Raw genomic sequence first — 17,309 nt, 5'->3', positions numbered from 1 at the left:
TGGATAGGTGGAGTGCGTTGCCGGTGCTTCAGCGGCTTCGCGTGGTGCTCTCGGCAGCGGCGGGCGGAGCCGGTACAGGTGGCGAAGGCTTCGGTGGCGACGGTGCGGGGACGCGGACGAGGCTCTGCAGCACGGCGGAGACCGAGGTGGCCTGGATGTCGCGCACGGCGACCGCTTCGGCGAGCCGGCGGGCGCCGTCGAGCAGGCGGGAGACCTCGTGCCGGCCGATCTGCCGCTCGGGGTGCATGAGTTGGGCCAGGTGGTCGCGGTGGACGTCGATGCTGCGCTCGGCACGCGCGAGGTTGTCGTGCATGCTGAGGAGGGCGGAGAGCATGCCGGGCGGCTGCTCCTGGGCGCGGGCTTCAAGGCCGGCGAGCGGCGCGCCGTACAGGTCCTCGATCCGTCCGGCTATTTCGGTGGACGTGGGGTGGGGCAAACGCGGGCTTTCACGGTCGGCGGGCCCGGGCCGCCCCGGCATGCAGCGGTGCCGGGGCGGCGACGGACGGGGGCGGGGCGGTGACCGGCCTCGACTGCGTGGTGTGGGCGGCGCGGTGCTGCTGGTCGGGCGGGGGCATGGTGCGCAGCAGTTCGCCCAGCGCGGCGCGGTAGCCGTCGCGGGCATCGAGCGCCGCCTCCAGCCACTGCGCGTCCATGCGCAGAGCATCGGCTGACAGCTCGGCCATGTCCCGGTCGGATGCCATCGCCTCGTGTACGCGGTCACGGACACCGGCTACCTGCTCCTCAGCCAGGGCGAGGAAGGAACGCAGTTCCAGAGCGCGGGTCAGCGCCGGTGAGGCGTCGGGTCCGGTCGCCGCCTCATACAGCGCGGCGACCGGCGCGCCGAAGCCCTCCTGCAACGCGCCGTCCGCGGTGCTGGACTTGAGCCGGGCGCTCACAGGGCTGGCCTTCCCGCTCCGGGCACCGACGCCGGCGCAGGTGCAACCGCCGGACGGTGGGGTGCGCTGGTCTGCACCGCCGGGCCCTTCCGAACTCCGCTGAGGCGGGCGAGGCGTTCGGCGGGGAGGCCCTTCTTCCCCGGAGCGTCGGGGTCGAGGAGCCATCGCATGACCAGGGCCCGGCCATCACGAGCAGCGACGGCCGCGTTGACGCGCTGGGCGAGGTCCATCGTCGGGTCGTCGACCTCGCTGGGCTGCGTTTCCAGCGCAGCGAGGAGGTCGTCCTCCGCGCGGTCGAGCACCGACTGGGCGTCGAGGAGGAGACCGTGCCACTTGACGACCCCGGTGGCGTCCGGATTCGCGGTCGGCGCGGCGGCGGCAGCGGCCTTCAACTGATGTATTCCCATACCGAATTGGGCTTCGACCTGTTCGGTGAGCACGCCCACGACATCCTCAGGGCCAGCGGCTATGTCGTCGGACAAAGGAGAACTCCTTATCGCGGAAGGGTGATTGCTGGGCCGAGCGGGGGGTCTTCCGTCGCACCGGTGACTCGGCCAGCTGAAGGGGCGGGGCCGTGCGCCGGTCAGTCCAGGCACATGCGGACGTCGCGGTAGACGTACTTGGCGGAGACCCAGCCCTTGACGCCGGTGGTCTTGTCCTTGATGTAGAGCCAGTTGCCGCTCTTCTTGGCCACGCTGAACTTGTGGCTGCGGGGGAGCACTCCGACTGCGGTGGACTTCGTGGTGGCCTGGGACCGGATGGTCACGGCCTTCGTGTGGACCTTGTACGGCAGCGGCGGCTGAGAATGGCAGCTGCTTGCGGGGGCCGCGGTCGCGGCGGGTGCAGCACTCGCGGTGGTGGCGGACAGCACCGGCAGCGCGAACGCGCCGAGCATCGCCGCGGATACGGCAATTCGGGTGGAGCTCATGCGGATTAACCCTCCGGACAGACGCAGGTATTGCGTGAAAGGCGCCGCGGGCTTGCCCCGGCGGCTGTATAAGAGTCCGGAGAATCGCCGGTTTGGCTAACCGGCGATCGTGGCCTATGTTTCGCCGCTCCCTCCGAATTGGCGCCTACCGCGAGCGGCCGGGCGGGCGCGGGGCAGGGGCTTTCGGCGGGCCGGCCGGGCGGGTGGCTGCCGCTGCCGGGCGGGCCGGAGGGAGGGGGCCGGCCTCGCCGGTGAGCCGGTCGTCGCACCACTGCAGGGCCCCCTCGACCGTGGTGAAGCCGCCCTCGCGCAGGGTGTGGGTCCACGCGTCGGTGTCGACCTCCTCGACCACGACGCGGAACGGCGAGGGGTCTCGCTCGTCCAGGGCGCGCATAGCCACGACGGTGACCATGTCGTCCGGGTCATCCCGGGTGTAGGAGTAGCCCATCGCGTAATGGTCACCGTCGCCGGCGAGGCGCTTTTCCAGCGCCCGCGTCGCCTCATCGGCCGCCGGTGGCCCCAGCTCGGGGTTGAGGCCGATGGAGTCGTGTGGGCAGCCGCGGTGGATCAGCCAGGACTGTGCCATCGCGGGCAGCGGCAGCCCGGCCCGCTCGAAGTCGAAGGTCCGCTTCTCCTGGTCCCGTTGCAGGTGCAGGGCGACGTATTGCGGCATGCCGGGGTGGCCCCAGGTGGCAGATCTGTCGAACAGCACGTAGTAGCTGTTCACGCCGCCGGCACTGTGGTGTTCGGCGAGGGGGACGAGCATGTCCGCCAGGACGTCGACCTGCCGGAAGAAGGCGAGGGAGACGTCCTCGTCGGCATCGAGCTCGTCCACTTCGAAGTCGGCTTCGGGCAGGCTCGGTTGGGTTGGGGACAACAAGGGCCTTTCGGTGGTCAGGGCCGGGGTGCGGGGACGGGCGGCCAAGCCCCGGGGCGTACGGGCGACTTGGCATCGGAGCCGTGGTGGGACGGCGGCGGGCGGCGAACAGCGCGGCACGCCCGGCATCCGTCAGTGCGACGGGCTACCCTGCGTCAGGCTGGCGGGCTCGAACTGCTGCAACACGGCGCAGGGGATGCGGGGGCCGGTGGCAGCGGTCACGCACACCCGGCCGGCCAGCAAGTGTTCGTAGAGCTTGGCTCCGCCGGCGATGGCCAGCAGCACCGCCTGGTCGTGCCGAGAGCGGTCGCCCGACCGGCGCCGGGGCGGTGGCCTCGATGGGCTCCAGGGCGCGCGCGGACCTTCCGTGCAGCGGCGCCGCGTACGCCGGTTGCCTCCTCCAGCTGCTCCACGGTGCGGTCGATGCGCTCCAAGAGGGCGCCCTCGACGGGAAACTCGCCGCTGGAGAGGCGGTGGAGGAGCCGCAGGTGGAAGGCCACGCCCCGCTCGGTTTTGGCCAGCGCGCGGTGCTGGTCGGCCAGGTGCGCATGCGGTGCGTCGAGGACACCGCGGTCGCGGCATGTCCACAGGATGTCCACGTCATGGCCGGTGGCGGCTTCGAGGCGCTGGTCGAGGGAGGATGCCGCGCGCCGGGCCGGGGCCGGCGCGGGGTCAGGGGTCATAGGCGGCTCCGTGTGTTCAACGGGTGTGACGGTGTGCGGAGTTGGGCGCGGGGCGGGGCAGACCCGGCGGCGTGGAAGGCGGCGGACCGGGCCGTGGCACCGGAGCGCCGGTGGTCAGCTGCGGGGGGCGCGAGCGCGCGGCGTGGGTGCGGGCGCTCAGCGGTCGGCGGGCCATCCCCAGGCGCTGGCCGACCTCGTCGTAGACGTCGTTGCCCGCACGCGGCCGTACCGCGACGACGTGGATCTCCCGCTGGTGGGTGGACGCCTCGGGGGCGGAGCGAAGGCCGTAGACGACGCGCCATTCCTTGCGGGAGTCCACGAACAGCTTGCGGTAGCCCTCCAGATCGCCCGTGAGGTGCAGTCCGAAGCACTGCGCATTCACGACTTCCTGCAGGTGGGCGAGGGTGAGGTCGCGGATGTCGGTGGGGGCTTGGAGGAGGTCGGTCAGGGCACGGGGATCGAAGCTCAGGCCGAAGGCCGGCTGTCGTCCTCCGGTCATGACGCCGGCTCGTCCGGCTCGGCGGGTCCGTCCGCCTCCGTGGTCGTCTTCTCCGTACGTACGGACGGCGGCGGGCCGGGCAGGATGCGGTGCGCGGGCCGGTCGGGGGTGGTCATGCAGGCCGACAGCGGTCCGCCCGGCGCGCGGATCGCCGCCATCGCGTGGGTGAGGAAGTCGCGGTGCCACACGAACATGCCGCTCAGGCCGGCCTCGGGGTCCTTGTGCTGCTGGTAGGCGAGCCACAGGGCATGAAGCCAGGCCACGACGTCGTCGTGCTCCTGCCACTGCAGGCACCAGGGCGCCGCGGTGGTGACCTCCGCCCCGTAGACCGGGAGGAGGAAGTCATCGACCCAGTCCGACAAGGCGTCGAGTTCGTCCTCGCGTGCTTCTCCGTCCAGTTCCAGAATGGGGCGCGGCTCCGGCGGCGCAGCAGGGGGCGCTCCGCCGGGCCCCGGCATGCCGAACGCCGCGAACGGCGATGCGCCCGGAGCCGGGGCGGATGCGAGATGGTCGAGCTGCTGGGCCTGCTGCGCCGACTGGTCCATCAGCCTGCGGACGCTCGCCTCGATTCCCTCCAGCTGCGGGTCCGGAAGACGAACCGGCTCCAACTCCCCGCCGTCCGGGGGTTCTACGGATTCAGACATGAAAAGTACGGCCTCCTACGAGACGCGGAAAGGCAGGAAATCGGAAGCGGTGACGCGCGGACCGGCACACGAACCACCGGCGCTCTTCGGCGGGACTCCACCCAGGACTGGAGATGCCGGAATCCGGCACGGGAAGCGCGGTAGCGCGTCAGGCGGTGAGATCCACGTCGTCTTGCGTGAGGGTTTCGCGGACCGTTTCGGTGAGCCGGTCGGCCGCTACGGACGCGTTACGTTCGGTCTTCTCCACGCCGATAAAGTCGCGGCCTTCCAGCAGGGCGGCAACGCCCGTGGAGCCGGAACCGGCGCAGAAATCGAGCACCGTGCCGTGGTCGGGGCTGATCTTGACCAGCTCGCGCATCACGGAGACCGGCTTCTGGGTGATGTGCCGGCGCTTCGCGCCTGAGGGCTGCGACGCCGAGTACATGCCGGGCAAGTAGACGGGGTTCCTAGAACCATCGATGGCCCCCTTCGAGGCCCAGACGATGAACTCGCAGTTCTGGGTGAACCTTCCGCGCTGGGGCCTGGCCTGCGGCTTGTGCCAGGCCAGCACCCCTCGCCACAGCCAGCCTGCGGCCTGAATGGCATCCGTCGTGGTGGGCAGCTGGCGCCAGTCGGTGAACAGCAGCGCCGTGCCGCCGGTCTTCGTGAGGCGGTGGGCCTCGGTCATGATCTGCGTCAACCAGAAACCGTAGCTGCGCTGGTCCATGTTCTCGCCGGTGAAGTCCGGCAGATCGTTCTTGGCGTCGGCGGAGGTGTACTTCTGCTTCGCGGAGCGGGTAGTGCGCTCCTTCGCGGTCCGGCCCCCGCTGTTGTACGGCGGGTCGGTGATGACGGAATCGACGCAGTCGTCCGGCAGGCCGGCGAGGACGGTGAGGGCGTCGCCCTGGTGCAGGGAAAACGGCAAAGAGGAACCCCGATTCGGGTGTGAGAGCAGAGGGAATTGGCCGTCGCGCATACGAGTCCTCGTGGGCCGGAATGGGGGCATGCAGAAGCCCGGGGCCGCAGACCGAGGAGGGCGAGGGAGTCCAAAAACTGTAGACGCGGATGCGCCGACGACCAAGAAGTCCCTTGCGGGTGTGCCGGATTCCGGCACCTCACGCCGTCTTTTTGGTCAACCGCCATTCCGGACCTACTGTTTTTGATCTGCCCGGCGCACACCGCCGCTGGCCACTGCCCCACGCCTCCGGAGGTCTCCCCTGCCCCGGCGCTCCTGATTCACGGCCCGGCCGCGCAGAGCGGGCGGCAACTCGTCCGCGCCCGGCCCATCTTGATTGCCCGCCCCGGCTGCCGTGCCCTTCCACCCCGCCACGCGCACGCGGCACGCCGGACACTGCTCCCGAAGGACACGTCCATGACGTCTCGCTACCCGCCCCTGCCCGAAATTGCTGCTGATGCCTGTGCGGTCCGCTCCGGTTGAAGGCGCTCGCCGCCGGCATCGGCGTCGTCTTCCTCTCCCCGCTCCTGCTCGCCGGCACCGGCATGATGCTGGCCGCCTCCGCCGACGCCGTGCAGAACACCGCCTCCGTCAGCGGCTGCCGGACCGACATCGACTCCGGCAAGGTCGCCAAGCAGGTCGCCAAGATCCTCGACGGGGCGTCCGGCAAGGACGTCCACATCGAGGGCCTGGACCTGCCCGCCGAACAGGTCCCCAATGCCCAGAAGATCGTGGCCGCCGGCCGCTCGCTCGACGTCCCCAAGAAGGGGCAGATCGTCGCACTCGCCACCGCGATGCAGGAATCCCGGCTGCGCAACCTCAACTCGGGCGACCGCGACTCCCTGGGGTTGTTCCAGCAACGCCCCTCCCAGGGCTGGGGCACCACCCAGCAGATCCGCGACCCGGTCCACGCCTCCGAGCAGTTCTACAAGCACCTGCTCGCGATCGACGGCTGGCAGCAGATGACCATCACCCAGGCCGCGCAGGCCGTCCAAAAGTCCGGCTTCCCCGGCGCCTACGCACAGTGGGAGGGCCTGGCCACCGCGTTGCAGAAGGCCGTCACCAAGACCTTCCCCGGCCACGGCAACGACAAGGACACCGAGAAGCCGGACCAGGGTGAAGAGCCTGCGACGGGCGCCACCGGCTGCGCTCCGGCCAAGGACGGCTCCGGCTTCGGCCACATCCCCGAGGGAAGCGTCCCCAAGAGCTACGCCATCCCCAAGAGCACCGACCCGAAGGCGCGCAAGGCCATCGAGTGGGCCATGCACCAGCTTGGCACGCCCTACCAGTGGGCCGGATCCTGCACCGACGCGCACGGACCCGACCCGATGCGCCGCTGCGACTGCAGCTCGCTGATGCAGCAGGCGTACAAGCACGCCGGCGTCACGCTCACCCGCACCACGTACACGCAGGTCAACGAGGGCAAGGAAGTCTCGCCCCGCCAACTCCAGCCCGGTGACCTCATCTTCAGTCGCGGCACCGCGAGCCGTCCCGAACATGTCGCCATGTACATGGGCGAGGGCCTCGTGATCGAGGCCCCGCGCACATCGAAGCCGGTCCGTATCGCCCCCCTTCAGGACACGGACGTGCTCGGCGTCCGCCGCGTCCTCTGACGCCGCCCGCCCGGGACGCCCCGGGCGATCCCCACCGCGGCCATCTGGCGCACCCCGCACCCCTCCCGCCTGTTTCCCTCTCCCGCCGGCCTCTCGGCTGGCCTGCGTATGCAAGGAGCCCCGCCACACCCATGCCCCTCCCCCTCACAGACCGCGTCCTCCAACTCGCCTACGACCCGGGCATCTCACCGAACGGCGGTGGGCTTCCTGGCCTGAGCGTGCTGAAGAACGTCGTCAACTCGATCAATCTCTTCGGAATCGTGGCCGTCGTCGGCGCTCTCGCCGTCTCGCTCGGCGTGTGGGCCTGGGGCCACCACACCGGTGGCCACCAGGCCGAGGCCAACGGCAAGAAGGGCGCCACTGTCTCCGCGGGCGCCGCCCTCGGCCTCGGCGCCGCCAACGGAATCGTCGCGTTCTTCTCGGCCCTCGGCTCCCAAGTCCACTGATGCGGAAGCGATCCCCCTCCCTCAGCCTGTCCTCCTACGGCACCAGCTGGTCGGCCAACAGGCGCATCGCGCTCGTCGCCCTGGTCATCGCCGTCCTGCTCGCCCTCGCCGCCACCGTCGCCTGGCTGTCCGGCAGCGGGAGCGGCCACCAGGACCCGGACCGCCCCTCCCCGGCTCCAACACACAGCCCGTCCGTCCCCAAGGCCGCCGGGTCCGTGCCCAAGCCCCCGCAGACCTCCGAGCCGGTCGCCTACGCCAAGGCCGCAGCCCGGATGCTGTGGTCCTACGACACCCGCGACACCAGCCGGCACCAGCAACTCGCCGGTGTGCGGGCGTGGATGACCGAGGAGCGCAAGTACGCCGACTGGGCGTCCGTCTCCGGTCAGATCCCCGATCCGGTGCTGTGGTCGCGGATGGCCGACCAGGCCCAGCACGCGAGCGCCAAGGTCACCGAAGGACATTTCCCCGGCGCGTTCAAGCAGGCCCTGGCTGACGATCCGTCCGCGATCACCAAGGCGTACATCTACGCCGTCACCGTCAACGGCAAGCAGCAGATCAAGTGGAAGAAGGGCGGCGGCGGAGCCGAGGAACGCGCCGTGACCCTCGCCGTGCAGTGCCGCCCCGGCCACCACTGTTCCCTGGCCGCCATTGCTCCGAACGTCACGCAGTGACCCGCGACTGAGACAAGAAAGGAGGGGCAACTCCCCGTGGGTTTCTGTGATTTCCCCCTGGCCGACAAGCTGTGCACCGTAGGCGACGCGGTCGACTTCGCCTCCGACCCTGGCAAGGCCATCGGCGACTGGATGGCGAAGTCGGCAGGTGAACTGGCCGCTGCGGCAGCCGACTTGGCTGCCAAGGCGGTCGATACCACCACGAAGGTTGACCTGAACGCGGCGTGGTTCCGCGACAACTACGAGATGCTGCTGCCGCTCGGCCTGGTGCTGATCGTTGCGACGTTCTGTGCGCAGCTGGTGAGGGCTGCCGTCCGACGCGACGGACAAGCGCTGACTCAAGCGTTCACCGGCACTGCGTCCGGCGTTCTGTTCGCCTTCTGCGCCATCGCCCTGACCACGGTCGCCGTCGAGGTGGTCGACGCCATCTCCGACGGCCTGTTCAAAGCCGCGCACCTGAGTATCCAATCGGCCGTACGCCGCATCGTGAAGGTGGATCAACTCGCCGCCCTGTCCAGCCTGGGCTGGCTGGTGCCGGTCGTCGTCGGTCTCGGCGCCGCTGCCGGCTCCTTCCTCTACTGGTGCGTGATGATGGTCCGCAAGGTCGGCATCCTCGTCATGGTCACCCTGGCCATCTTCGCCTCGGCCGGCGGCGGCTGGGAGGTCGCCCGGCGCTGGCGCAAGGGCTGGATCGAAGCCACCGCCACTCTCGTGGTCAGCAAGCTGTTGATGACCATCATCTTCGTGCTCGGCATCGCCGCCATGGGCAAGACCGAGGCCAAGGACGGCATCGGCGCCCTCGCCGACGTCATGTCCGGCGTCGTGATCATGGTTCTGGTGCTGCTGTGCCCGTACGCCACGTTCAAGTTCGTGCACTGGGCGGCCGACGGCACCGACGGCGAATCCGTCCACCGCGCCGGCGGCGCCGGAGCGCAGATCGCCAAGGGCCATGCCGAGAAGGCCGCCCGCAAGGCCACGGCAACAGCGGCCACCGCCGGAGCCGGCGGCGCGGCAGCCGGAGCGGGCGCCGCCCCGCAGGGCCCCGACGCCACCGGCCCAGACGGTTTCCCCGGCGATATCGCCGCTGCCCCGACCGCCGGGGGCGGAAGCGGAATTGGCAAGGACGATGCGCAAAGCGGCGGCACAGGCGGCTCACCCGGTGACGAGGCCATCAAGCCCGGCCTGGAGAAGGCCGTCCAGCCCGCGCCGACGAGCGTGTCCGAGAACACCAGCGGCCAGGTGGGCGGCAGCCCGCCGCCGGGCGGCCCCGGAGCGAGTGCCGCATCCGGCCAGGGTGGTGGATGGCAGTCCGTTCCGCCGATCACGGCCCCGCCGCCGCAGGGCGCACCGCCGTCCTCCGATTCGTCGAACGCCACGGCCAGCGGAACGACCGCACCGCCGCCGCCCCCGACCGGCCCCTGACCCTCTGCCCGTCTTCCGGGGCGGGAGGTGCTCTGCGCCTCCCGCCCCGGGGTCCACCCGCGTCTCCAGGACCCGCCCCTTGACTGAACTTTCCGTCGCGCCGGTCACGGTGAAATTCCCCCACCGCTCCCGCCGCGGCATCCTCCTCGGGCTCTCCCTGCCCCAACTCGTCCTCGTCTCCTGCACGCTGGCGCTGCTGCTGATGACAGTGGTCTCCACCGGCCTGCTCGGCGCCCTCGCCCTGACCCCGCTGTGGGCGGCCTCCGGCGCGCTTATCGTGGTCCGCCGGAACGGCCGCTCCCTGATCGACTGGACGCCGATCGTCGCCCGCTACGCACTGCGCCGGCGCACCGGCCAGAGGCTCTGGCTCGCCCGCCCGGTTGCCCGGCCCCGGCAGGACGGCGTCCTGCACCTGCCGGGGACCGCCGCCTCGCTCAAAGTGGTCACCCCCGGCGACTCCTCCCACGGCGGCGCGGCCGTGCACGACCCGCACCGGCAGACGTTGACCTCCGTCGCCCGCGTCACCTCCCGTGCCTTCGCCCTCCTCGATCCCGCCGCCCAGAACCACAACGTGAGCAGCTGGGGACGGGCGCTGGCGGGCATCGCGCGCACCGGGCACATCGCCACCGTGCAGGTGCTGGAGCGCACCGTCCCCGACTCAGGTGACACCCTGGCCCGCCACTGGGCTCAGAACGGGGAGCCTGAGGCCCCGGTCGCCGGGCAGATCTACTCCGAACTGGTCGCCTCGGCCGGCCCGGCCGCCGCCCCGCACGAGACCTACCTCGCCATCTCCCTCGATCTGAAGGCGGCCAAGCGCCTCATCAGTCAGGCCGGCGGCGGGCTGCCGGGCGCGTTCACCGTCATGGAACAGACCACCGCGTCCATTGCCCAAGCCGCCCGCAACGCCGGGCTCATGGTCACCGGCTGGCTGACCTCACAGGAGATCGCCGCCGTCATCCGCACCGCCTACGACCCCAAGGCGCTCGCCGCACTCCAACAGTGGTCCGAGACCGGCCGCGCCGCAGCGGACCCCGCCGCCGCCGGGCCCGTCGTCCAGTTCGAGGAGTACGACCGGCTGACCACCGACTCCGCCCGCCACGCCACGTACTGGGTGGAGAACTGGCCCCGCACCGAGACGCCTACCGGTTTCCTCCACGGGATCATGTTCACCGCCGGAGTGCGCCGCAGCCTCTCGCTCATCTACGCGCCGCAGGCCCTCGATTCGGCGCTGCGGGACGTGCAGCGCAAGAAGGCACAGGTCATCGCCGACGCGAACGAGCGGGCCCGTCGGGGACAGGTCGACCGCGAGGAAGACTCCGTCGAGTACGCCGACGTGAAGACGCGAGAGCGCCAGCTCATCGCCGGACACGCGGACGTGGCCCTGACCGGCCTGGTCACCGTCACGGCCGAGACCGACGACCAACTCGACGCCGCCTGCGCGCAGATCGAAACTCACGCCGTCACCTCGGGCGTCGACCTGCGCCGGCTCACCTACCAGCAGCCCGACGCCTTCGCCCTCACCGCGCTGCCGCTCGCCCGCACCGCCCTGTGACGCCTCCCCGCGCCGCTCCCGCCGGCCCTCACCCTTGCCCGCTGCCCTTCGATCACCCGCGGCGGAGCCACCGTCGCCGCCCCTGCCTCCCGGCAGGAAGGACCACCACCGTTGACCTCTCGCACGCGCCCGGACGAGGCGCACCCCTACCTCCGCGCCGCGAGCGCCGGAGTCCGCCATCACACCCGCGCACTGGCGCGACCGGACCCTCCCGTGCCGGCAGACCGTGCCCACCTGGACGTGCTGCATGCCCACCTCACCGCCCTGCACCAGCTCCTGGATCACCTCGCCGGCAGCACCCGGCCACCGCACCCCGCCGCCGGCCGCCACCTGGCCACCGCACACACCCGCCTCTGGCAGGCCACCAGCGAGATCCACTCCGCCTTCCACCTGCTGTCCAGCACCGCAACGGCTGACGGCGCTGAAGCGAGCGCGTGCCATCCGGAGCGGCTGCCCGAGGGGCCGCCCGTGCTGACCATCTGTCAGCGCCACCTCGCCGCCGGGCACAGCATCCGGCGCAAGACCACCCCCACCGACCTCCGCGCGCACACCACGGCCTGCGTGCGATGAGCACCACCCGCAGAATCGAGGGCCCCCGATGAACCACCGGCCCGCCCGCCGCGCCCGCCGCGCCTCCGCGTCTCCGCTGTTCACTCCCCACGGCACCGACCGGGCCAGTCGCAAGGCCGCCCGCCGCCGGCTCGCCCAGGCCACCGCCAAGGCCCGCGCCGACGCCAGTTCCCACCGGGCGATGGGCACACAGGCCGAGCACGCGACACCCGCCGCGCTGTACCCCGTGAGCGGGCGCCCCGGGCCCGCTTCCGCCCGCAAGAACCGGCTGAAGCTGCCCGCCCACCGCATGACGACCGCCGTGGCCGCCGGCGCTTACCCCTTCCTGGCCGAGGGCGGCCTCGGGGCAGAAGGCATCTACATCGGCCGCGACGTCCACGCCGAAGCGTCCTTCGTGTTCGATCCGTTCGCGCTCTACGGCCGCATCGAGGGGTTCACCAACCCCAACATCTTGTTGGCCGGTGTGATCGGCCAGGGCAAGAGCGCGCTCGCCAAAAGTTTCGCGCTGCGCTCGGTCGCCTTCGGATACCGCGTCTACGTGCCGTGCGACCCCAAGGGCGAGTGGACACCGGTGGCAACCGCCCTGGGCGGACGGTCCGTTGCTCTCGGCCCCGGGCTGCCCGGCAGGCTCAATCCCCTGGACGCCGCCCCGCGCCCGGAAAGTGTCTCCGAGACCGACTGGGCCGGCGAGATCCGCAAACGGCGTCTGCTCCTGGTGGGCTCCCTGGCCCGGACCGTCCTGGGCCGGGACCTGATGCCCATGGAGCACACCGCCCTGGACATCACCCTGGACACCGTCGTCACCCGCGCCGCCGAGACGGGCCGCACCCCGCTCCTCGGTGACATCGCCGCCACCCTCAACAACCCCGGCGCGCTCGACGAAGCCGCGGGGAGGATGTCGGGCCAACTCGGTGACGCTGCACGCGACTTGGCCCATGCCATGCGCAGGCTGGTTCACGGTGACCTGGCCGGCATGTTCGATGCCCCTTCCACCGTCGAGTTCGACCCGAGCGCGCCGATGCTGACCATCGACCTGTCCCGGCTCGGCGGCGCGGGGGACGACACGGCACTCGTCCTGGCGATGACCTGCGCCTCCGCGTGGATGGAGTCCGCCCTCTCCGACCCGCACGGCGGCCGACGCTGGGTCGTGTACGACGAGGCGTGGCGCCTGATGCGGCACGCCGGCCTGCTGCAGCGCATGCAGGCCCAATGGAAGCTGAGCCGCGGCCTCGGCATCGCCAACCTGATGGTGATCCACCGGCTCAGCGATCTGCTCACCGCGGGCGACGCCGGTTCACAGGGCCGTGCTCTGGCCGAGGGCCTCCTCGCCGACTGCAGCACCCGCATCATCTACCGCCAGGAGACCGACCAACTCCACGCCGCTGCCTCGCTGCTGGGCCTGACCTCCGTCGAGATGGACGCCATCGCGCACCTCAACCGCGGCCGGGGCCTGTGGAAAGTCGCCGGACGATCTTTCATCGTGCAGAACCTTCTGCACGGCCGCGAGTTGGCGCTCTTCGACACCGACGCCCGTATGCACTGAACCCCGAGAGGCTCGCGAAACCCGACATCCAGCGCGAACTGATACCGCGCAACGTCACCGTCGACCTTATCGGCGCGTTCAATGCGATGAAGGACAAACTGCTCGCTGCCGCCCAGCAGTGGGAGCTGCTGGATGAGAGCGGACACGTGCCGGCCGCGCCGTCCTACACCGCCTTGCTCCAGCACGCCGCCGATGCGCAGGACCTCTCCCGCGACGTCCTCCGGCTGACTGCTGATTTCGCCCGGAGCCCGCACAGCACGACCCGCGCCGGCGGCGCTGTCCTCGCCCACCTCGCCACGGCGGCCACCATGGCGAACCACGCAGCGCCGCACTTCGCGGAGACCGCGGAGTGCGGCCTTTCTCTGAACTGAGCCCTCGCAGACTTCCAAGTTGGGGAGCTTGCGCAGTCCCTATTCACGCGATCAGACTAACCCGCGTGGCCGGCGGCCCACTTCAAGATGGAGCCTGGCGATAAGGGTTGCGATCCCAAGCAGGCGCCAGAGATAGGTGCAAGGTATGCCAAGTACATCGCCGCCTAGAAGGAATCGCGTCGCAAACGTCGTTTTCCTTAGCGCTGTGGGTATTTTCATTGTGGCGCCTTTGTGGCTCTTGGCGATAACTGTGGCCATTCGATCAAGTCTTTTTGATTTCGATAACGGCGCTCTCAACGCAGAGGAAACCAAAGCCCTATGGGTCTTCATTGCATCCGGCCTAACCGCGGCGGCCACACTAACAGGCATCCTCCTCACTGCGAATCACAACCGCCAATCGGAGAGGCGTCTTGGCTTGGATACAGCCGTGAAAGGGATCGCTCTGACGCATACAGCTGACGGGTCCTACGCAAAGAAGGCAGTGGTTGCCGGAGCTCTCTCGACTCTGGTCCACCTCTACCATCCTGTTATCGCTATGCGCATGCTCGCGGCTATGTGGGAAGAGGGCGCGGTGGACGAAGCAAGCGCCATCTGGCTCCTTGACGAAGCGCTGGAACGCGGAACGCCCGAAAGTAAAATAGAAGCAGCGCGGCTTTTCGATAGGCATGCCGATAAATTGTGCGACACCACTCACGGACAGTACGGGTTTCCTGCAATCCTGGAGAGAGAGTGGCCTTCTGAACTTCCTTACGAAGCACGCTTGGCAATCATATTCGGTATACCTAAGTTGTTGACATCCAAGCCCATGTCATGGTGGGTCAATGGCCACCATTGGGTATGTCCGCTTCTTGAAGCCGCAGTAGAAAATGACAACGATAAGAACATCCAAGCATTCGCCGCAAGGATGCTTGAAATCCTATTGCAGGATGTTGATGAAGAATCGAATAACGGTCACCGTATTGGCGACAAGACGAGAACCCTTGGGGAAATCAAGATCACCCTCAAAGAATATTCGAAGCCAGAGAGGGGATTTAATGACCCTGAGACCAGTGGTCTTTTGGAAAAGTTGGAGGCATGGGGAAAGAAGGATGAGCCTACCACTGGTTCAACCGAGAAGTGAGCTGAGCGAGCTCCCTTCCGCTGCCGCAAGGCTGGCAGAGGGTTTCGACCTCAGCGAAACGAGGTCAACCCTTATCTCTATCCCCGCTGCTGCGGGAGATGACCTGATCAAACCTCGGAATTCCCAAGAATACGCCCGACTCTCTCTGTTGTTTCCGCCTATCGAGTTGCGAAATTTTTTCGTTGGCGGCTGCAGGAGTAGTACAGAGTCCTTCAACTTCGCCTAGCCACCCTTCTCGTTTTGCTTCCTCAATGCGAGCGGTGAGGTTATCGCGGATTTCCACGAGTCGTGGCAGCTCGTCGGGGTCAACAATGAGGACGGGGAATCGAACGCAGGCGTGCTCGTGACCACAATCAACGCCATAGGCGCGTCCGCATTCCCCGAGGGCCAATTTTCTACGCTCGAAGTGGGCGAGGAACTCCTCCTACTCTTCCGGGGTGACCGAACGGTATTCTTCGGGCGGCCTAGTAGACCGTCGGCGGATGAAGGCGCGATGGGACTCGATGGCATCGGCAGGATAGATGGCCGCGTATCCCATGGTGGTACTGATGCTGTCGTGGCCCGCGATGACCTGGGCAACTCCCCGGTCTCCCGTAACCCACCGATCTCGGGCAAGACAAAGCCCTTCAGATCCCTTTCGGGACGTTGTTCATCAGGCATGGCGGGAAGCTAGCAGATAGAGCTTCTGACCTGCACGAATACTCAAATTAGTTCGGTCAACACACCGTCCCTGCTCTGGTCCTCCACCCCGACCGACCGGCACTACCTCAAGAACCGCATGGTCATCGACCACGCCTCGGCGCGGGCCTTCCTGCGGCGCACGTCGGAATCCCTCCGCGACGCGGCCAAGGACCTCAACGACCACCTCGACTTCCACCGCTCCTCACCACGCTCGCCCCTCGGGAAAGCCCGGCGCCTCCGCGCCCCGGCCAAGCGGGCGCCACCGCTAGCCCACACCGCGGCATCCACGCCAGATCCCTCACTAGGAGTTCCCCTGAAACCCGCCCACTTCAGCGACACCGACTGGGCCGAATACCAGCAGCGCCAGGCCGAGCACGACGACTCCATGGCACAGGTCGCCGACCACGAAGCCCTGATGGAACAGGAGCTGATCGGCACCTGCGACGTGTACGAACGCGACGTCGCCCTCGATCCGGAGACCCAGCACCGGACTCCGCCGCCGCACCATGCCCCCACCGCGCGCAGGACAACCCGTGGCCGCTGACGGCAAGGCCACCCTCGATGCCCGCCGAGAGTCTGCGCTCGCGCCGCTCCCCGACCACCGTGACGTGAACACGCCGTGGTGGCAGGAGCTTTGGCGCCGCCACAGCCACATCACCACCCCACTGCGGCAGCACGGGCTGGAGTGCGACATCGAGTTCGGCCTCAGCGCCTACATCGTGCGCCTGTCCCTCCCCGACGCCAGTCACCTGATCATCAGTCCGCCGCAGGAGCCCCCTTCCCAACGTCCTCCCGGGGATCCGATGGGATGGCTCGTGACCCTCGAACACCCGGATGAGCAGGCTCCCTTCGAGGTCGTCTACGACTCGACCCCGTCCACCGACGGCCGTACTCCTGCGCGGCCCGAAGCACGCCACCGGGGCAGCGCGACGCATCTGATCGAGGCGACCGTCCAACGGCTCACCCAGCTCGGGCTGCTGCCCGCCCCCTCACCGGCGCCGCCCCGTACGACACGGCTTCCGCCCCCGCCCTGCCGGCAACGCAGCCGCGACACACGCACTGACGGCCTCGCCACCGCTCGCCAGGACTCCATGACTTCATCCCGAACCGATCTGGCCGACTTCACCCGTGCTGTGGCCGCCCGGCTGCCCGGCAACTGGACCAGCGAGTACCAGCGCCATGCCCGGTACGCAGACCAGATCCATCGGGCAGAACAGCTCTGGGACGTCGGCCACATCCAGCACGTCGTCAGCCAGTACGTCCTTACCCACGACGCCGTCCTCCACGGTCCGGGCAACAGGCGGCTCTACGTCACCGACCGGCCCCGCTACCCGGACCAGTTCGTCGTCGCCCCACTCGCCCCCGACGCGAACGACATCAAGTCCCACCACTTCGACGGTGTAGCAGAGCCCAACGGCATCGCCGTCCCCCACGACCCCGCACGGGCGGCAGCCCTTGTCACCCGGCGGGTACTGCCCCACTACGAGCGAGCCCTGGAAGCGGTATTCGCCAACGCGGCGCACGCACCCGATCCCCCGCACCGGCCCGCCCCACCGCAGGCCGAGCGGATCCTGACCCTGACGTGGTACGGCGACGGAGCCCTGGGCGCGCCGTACGAGAGCGTGCCCCCGGACGCCCGCGCGACACTGGTCGCCCGCGGTTTCCAATACCACCCGCTTCAGGCGGCGTTCCTCCTGCCCACCGCCTACGGGGAGAGCGGCCAAGCACTGCGCGTCCAGTCCGTGGCCCAGCAGCTCGCGGCCCAGGGCATCGGCGTGAACCTGCGACACGCTACGCCCACCACCGCTGCTGGCCTTCCGCCTACACCGCCGAAGTCCGCCCCCGCACACCGCCGTTGA

20 protein-coding genes are annotated in these 17,309 nt (G+C 69.4%); 11 read left to right on the top strand and 9 right to left on the bottom strand.

Features of this window, described 5'->3' with window-relative positions; all coding sequences use genetic code 11:
* Nucleotides 1–28 precede the first annotated feature (28 nt).
* The 9 genes from AC3AGO_RS31135 to AC3AGO_RS31095 form a co-directional block, all read right to left on the bottom strand.
* Complete coding sequence (locus AC3AGO_RS31135) at nt 29–436, bottom strand: hypothetical protein (protein ID WP_487823606.1); 408 nt, start codon at nt 434–436, stop codon at nt 29–31.
* 10 nt (nt 437–446) lie between these two features.
* Nucleotides 447–896 carry a hypothetical protein gene (locus AC3AGO_RS31130; RefSeq protein WP_487823605.1) on the bottom strand — a complete coding sequence of 150 codons (450 nt, stop codon included), beginning with the start codon at nt 894–896 and terminating at the stop codon, nt 447–449.
* Entirely contained in the window at nt 893–1,378 is a 486-nt protein-coding gene (locus tag AC3AGO_RS31125) for a hypothetical protein (protein ID WP_487823604.1), read from the bottom strand. The genes AC3AGO_RS31130 and AC3AGO_RS31125 overlap by 4 nt, the downstream gene beginning before the upstream one ends.
* Before the next feature lie 101 nt (nt 1,379–1,479).
* A complete protein-coding gene (locus AC3AGO_RS31120; protein WP_487824878.1) occupies nt 1,480–1,791 on the bottom strand; it encodes an SH3 domain-containing protein in 312 nt (103 codons plus the stop codon).
* 178 nt (nt 1,792–1,969) lie between these two features.
* Nucleotides 1,970–2,704, bottom strand: a complete 735-nt coding sequence (locus AC3AGO_RS31115) for a hypothetical protein (RefSeq protein WP_487823603.1) — start codon at nt 2,702–2,704, stop codon at nt 1,970–1,972.
* A gap of 129 nt (nt 2,705–2,833) precedes the next feature.
* Nucleotides 2,834–2,986, bottom strand: coding sequence for a hypothetical protein (locus AC3AGO_RS31110; RefSeq protein WP_487823602.1), 153 nt, complete (start codon nt 2,984–2,986; stop codon nt 2,834–2,836).
* 414 nt (nt 2,987–3,400) lie between these two features.
* Nucleotides 3,401–3,883, bottom strand: a complete 483-nt coding sequence (locus AC3AGO_RS31105) for a hypothetical protein (RefSeq protein ID WP_487823601.1) — start codon at nt 3,881–3,883, stop codon at nt 3,401–3,403.
* Entirely contained in the window at nt 3,880–4,428 is a 549-nt protein-coding gene (locus AC3AGO_RS31100) for a DUF4913 domain-containing protein (protein ID WP_487824877.1), read from the bottom strand. The genes AC3AGO_RS31105 and AC3AGO_RS31100 overlap by 4 nt, the downstream gene beginning before the upstream one ends.
* Before the next feature lie 247 nt (nt 4,429–4,675).
* Nucleotides 4,676–5,431 carry a DNA-methyltransferase gene (locus AC3AGO_RS31095; protein WP_487824876.1) on the bottom strand — a complete coding sequence of 252 codons (756 nt, stop codon included), beginning with the start codon at nt 5,429–5,431 and terminating at the stop codon, nt 4,676–4,678.
* Between the two features lie 509 nt (nt 5,432–5,940).
* Here AC3AGO_RS31095 and AC3AGO_RS31090 point away from each other — a divergent pair.
* The 11 genes from AC3AGO_RS31090 (at nt 5,941) to AC3AGO_RS31040 (ending at nt 17,309) form a co-directional block, all read left to right on the top strand.
* Nucleotides 5,941–7,074, top strand: a complete 1,134-nt coding sequence (locus AC3AGO_RS31090; protein ID WP_487823600.1) for a C40 family peptidase — start codon at nt 5,941–5,943, stop codon at nt 7,072–7,074.
* A 131-nt stretch (nt 7,075–7,205) separates the two neighbouring features.
* Nucleotides 7,206–7,520, top strand: a complete 315-nt coding sequence (locus AC3AGO_RS31085; protein ID WP_487823599.1) for a DUF6112 family protein — start codon at nt 7,206–7,208, stop codon at nt 7,518–7,520.
* Complete coding sequence (locus AC3AGO_RS31080) at nt 7,520–8,191, top strand: hypothetical protein (RefSeq protein ID WP_487823598.1); 672 nt, start codon at nt 7,520–7,522, stop codon at nt 8,189–8,191. Before AC3AGO_RS31085 ends, AC3AGO_RS31080 begins: the two co-directional genes overlap by 1 nt.
* A 36-nt stretch (nt 8,192–8,227) precedes the next feature.
* Nucleotides 8,228–9,613 carry an SCO6881 family protein gene (locus AC3AGO_RS31075; RefSeq protein ID WP_487823597.1) on the top strand — a complete coding sequence of 462 codons (1,386 nt, stop codon included), beginning with the start codon at nt 8,228–8,230 and terminating at the stop codon, nt 9,611–9,613.
* 79 nt (nt 9,614–9,692) lie between these two features.
* On the top strand, nt 9,693–11,165 hold the full coding sequence (locus tag AC3AGO_RS31070) for an SCO6880 family protein (protein WP_487823596.1): 1,473 nt from the start codon (nt 9,693–9,695) through the stop codon (nt 11,163–11,165).
* Nucleotides 11,166–11,276: 111 nt separating this feature from the next.
* A complete protein-coding gene (locus tag AC3AGO_RS31065) occupies nt 11,277–11,735 on the top strand; it encodes a DUF6238 family protein (RefSeq protein ID WP_487823595.1) in 459 nt (152 codons plus the stop codon).
* Between the two features lie 28 nt (nt 11,736–11,763).
* Nucleotides 11,764–13,278, top strand: coding sequence for an ATP-binding protein (locus tag AC3AGO_RS31060; RefSeq protein WP_487823594.1), 1,515 nt, complete (start codon nt 11,764–11,766; stop codon nt 13,276–13,278).
* 86 nt (nt 13,279–13,364) lie between these two features.
* Entirely contained in the window at nt 13,365–13,649 is a 285-nt protein-coding gene (locus tag AC3AGO_RS31055; protein WP_487823593.1) for a hypothetical protein, read from the top strand.
* A 205-nt stretch (nt 13,650–13,854) separates the two neighbouring features.
* A complete protein-coding gene (locus AC3AGO_RS31050) occupies nt 13,855–14,769 on the top strand; it encodes a hypothetical protein (protein WP_487823592.1) in 915 nt (304 codons plus the stop codon).
* Between the two features lie 778 nt (nt 14,770–15,547).
* Nucleotides 15,548–15,994 (top strand): hypothetical protein, encoded by a 447-nt coding sequence (locus tag AC3AGO_RS31045; RefSeq protein WP_487823591.1) that lies wholly within the window; start codon nt 15,548–15,550, stop codon nt 15,992–15,994.
* Entirely contained in the window at nt 15,984–17,309 is a 1,326-nt protein-coding gene (locus tag AC3AGO_RS31040; RefSeq protein WP_487823590.1) for a hypothetical protein, read from the top strand. Before AC3AGO_RS31045 ends, AC3AGO_RS31040 begins: the two co-directional genes overlap by 11 nt.

It is taken from the genome of Streptomyces sp. BL1 (genome assembly GCF_057628045.1).
The sequence above is the reverse complement of the archived record's forward strand: the minus strand, read 5'-3'. Positions and strand labels throughout refer to the sequence as shown.

Bases quoted from the DNA above. Each gene is read 5' to 3' on its own strand.
- AC3AGO_RS31120 (WP_487824878.1), bottom strand. From the start codon at position 1,791: ATGCTCGGCGCGTTCGCGCTGCCGGTGCTGTCCGCCACCACCGCGAGT.
- AC3AGO_RS31105 (WP_487823601.1), bottom strand. From the start codon at position 3,883: ATGACCGGAGGACGACAGCCGGCCTTCGGCCTGAGCTTCGATCCCCGT.
- AC3AGO_RS31100 (WP_487824877.1), bottom strand. From the start codon at position 4,428: ATGGACCAGTCGGCGCAGCAGGCCCAGCAGCTCGACCATCTCGCATCC.
- AC3AGO_RS31085 (WP_487823599.1), top strand. From the start codon at position 7,206: ATGCCCCTCCCCCTCACAGACCGCGTCCTCCAACTCGCCTACGACCCG.
- AC3AGO_RS31080 (WP_487823598.1), top strand. From the start codon at position 7,520: ATGCGGAAGCGATCCCCCTCCCTCAGCCTGTCCTCCTACGGCACCAGC.
- AC3AGO_RS31060 (WP_487823594.1), top strand. From the start codon at position 11,764: ATGAACCACCGGCCCGCCCGCCGCGCCCGCCGCGCCTCCGCGTCTCCG.
- AC3AGO_RS31055 (WP_487823593.1), top strand. From the start codon at position 13,365: ATGAAGGACAAACTGCTCGCTGCCGCCCAGCAGTGGGAGCTGCTGGAT.
- AC3AGO_RS31045 (WP_487823591.1), top strand. From the start codon at position 15,548: ATGGTCATCGACCACGCCTCGGCGCGGGCCTTCCTGCGGCGCACGTCG.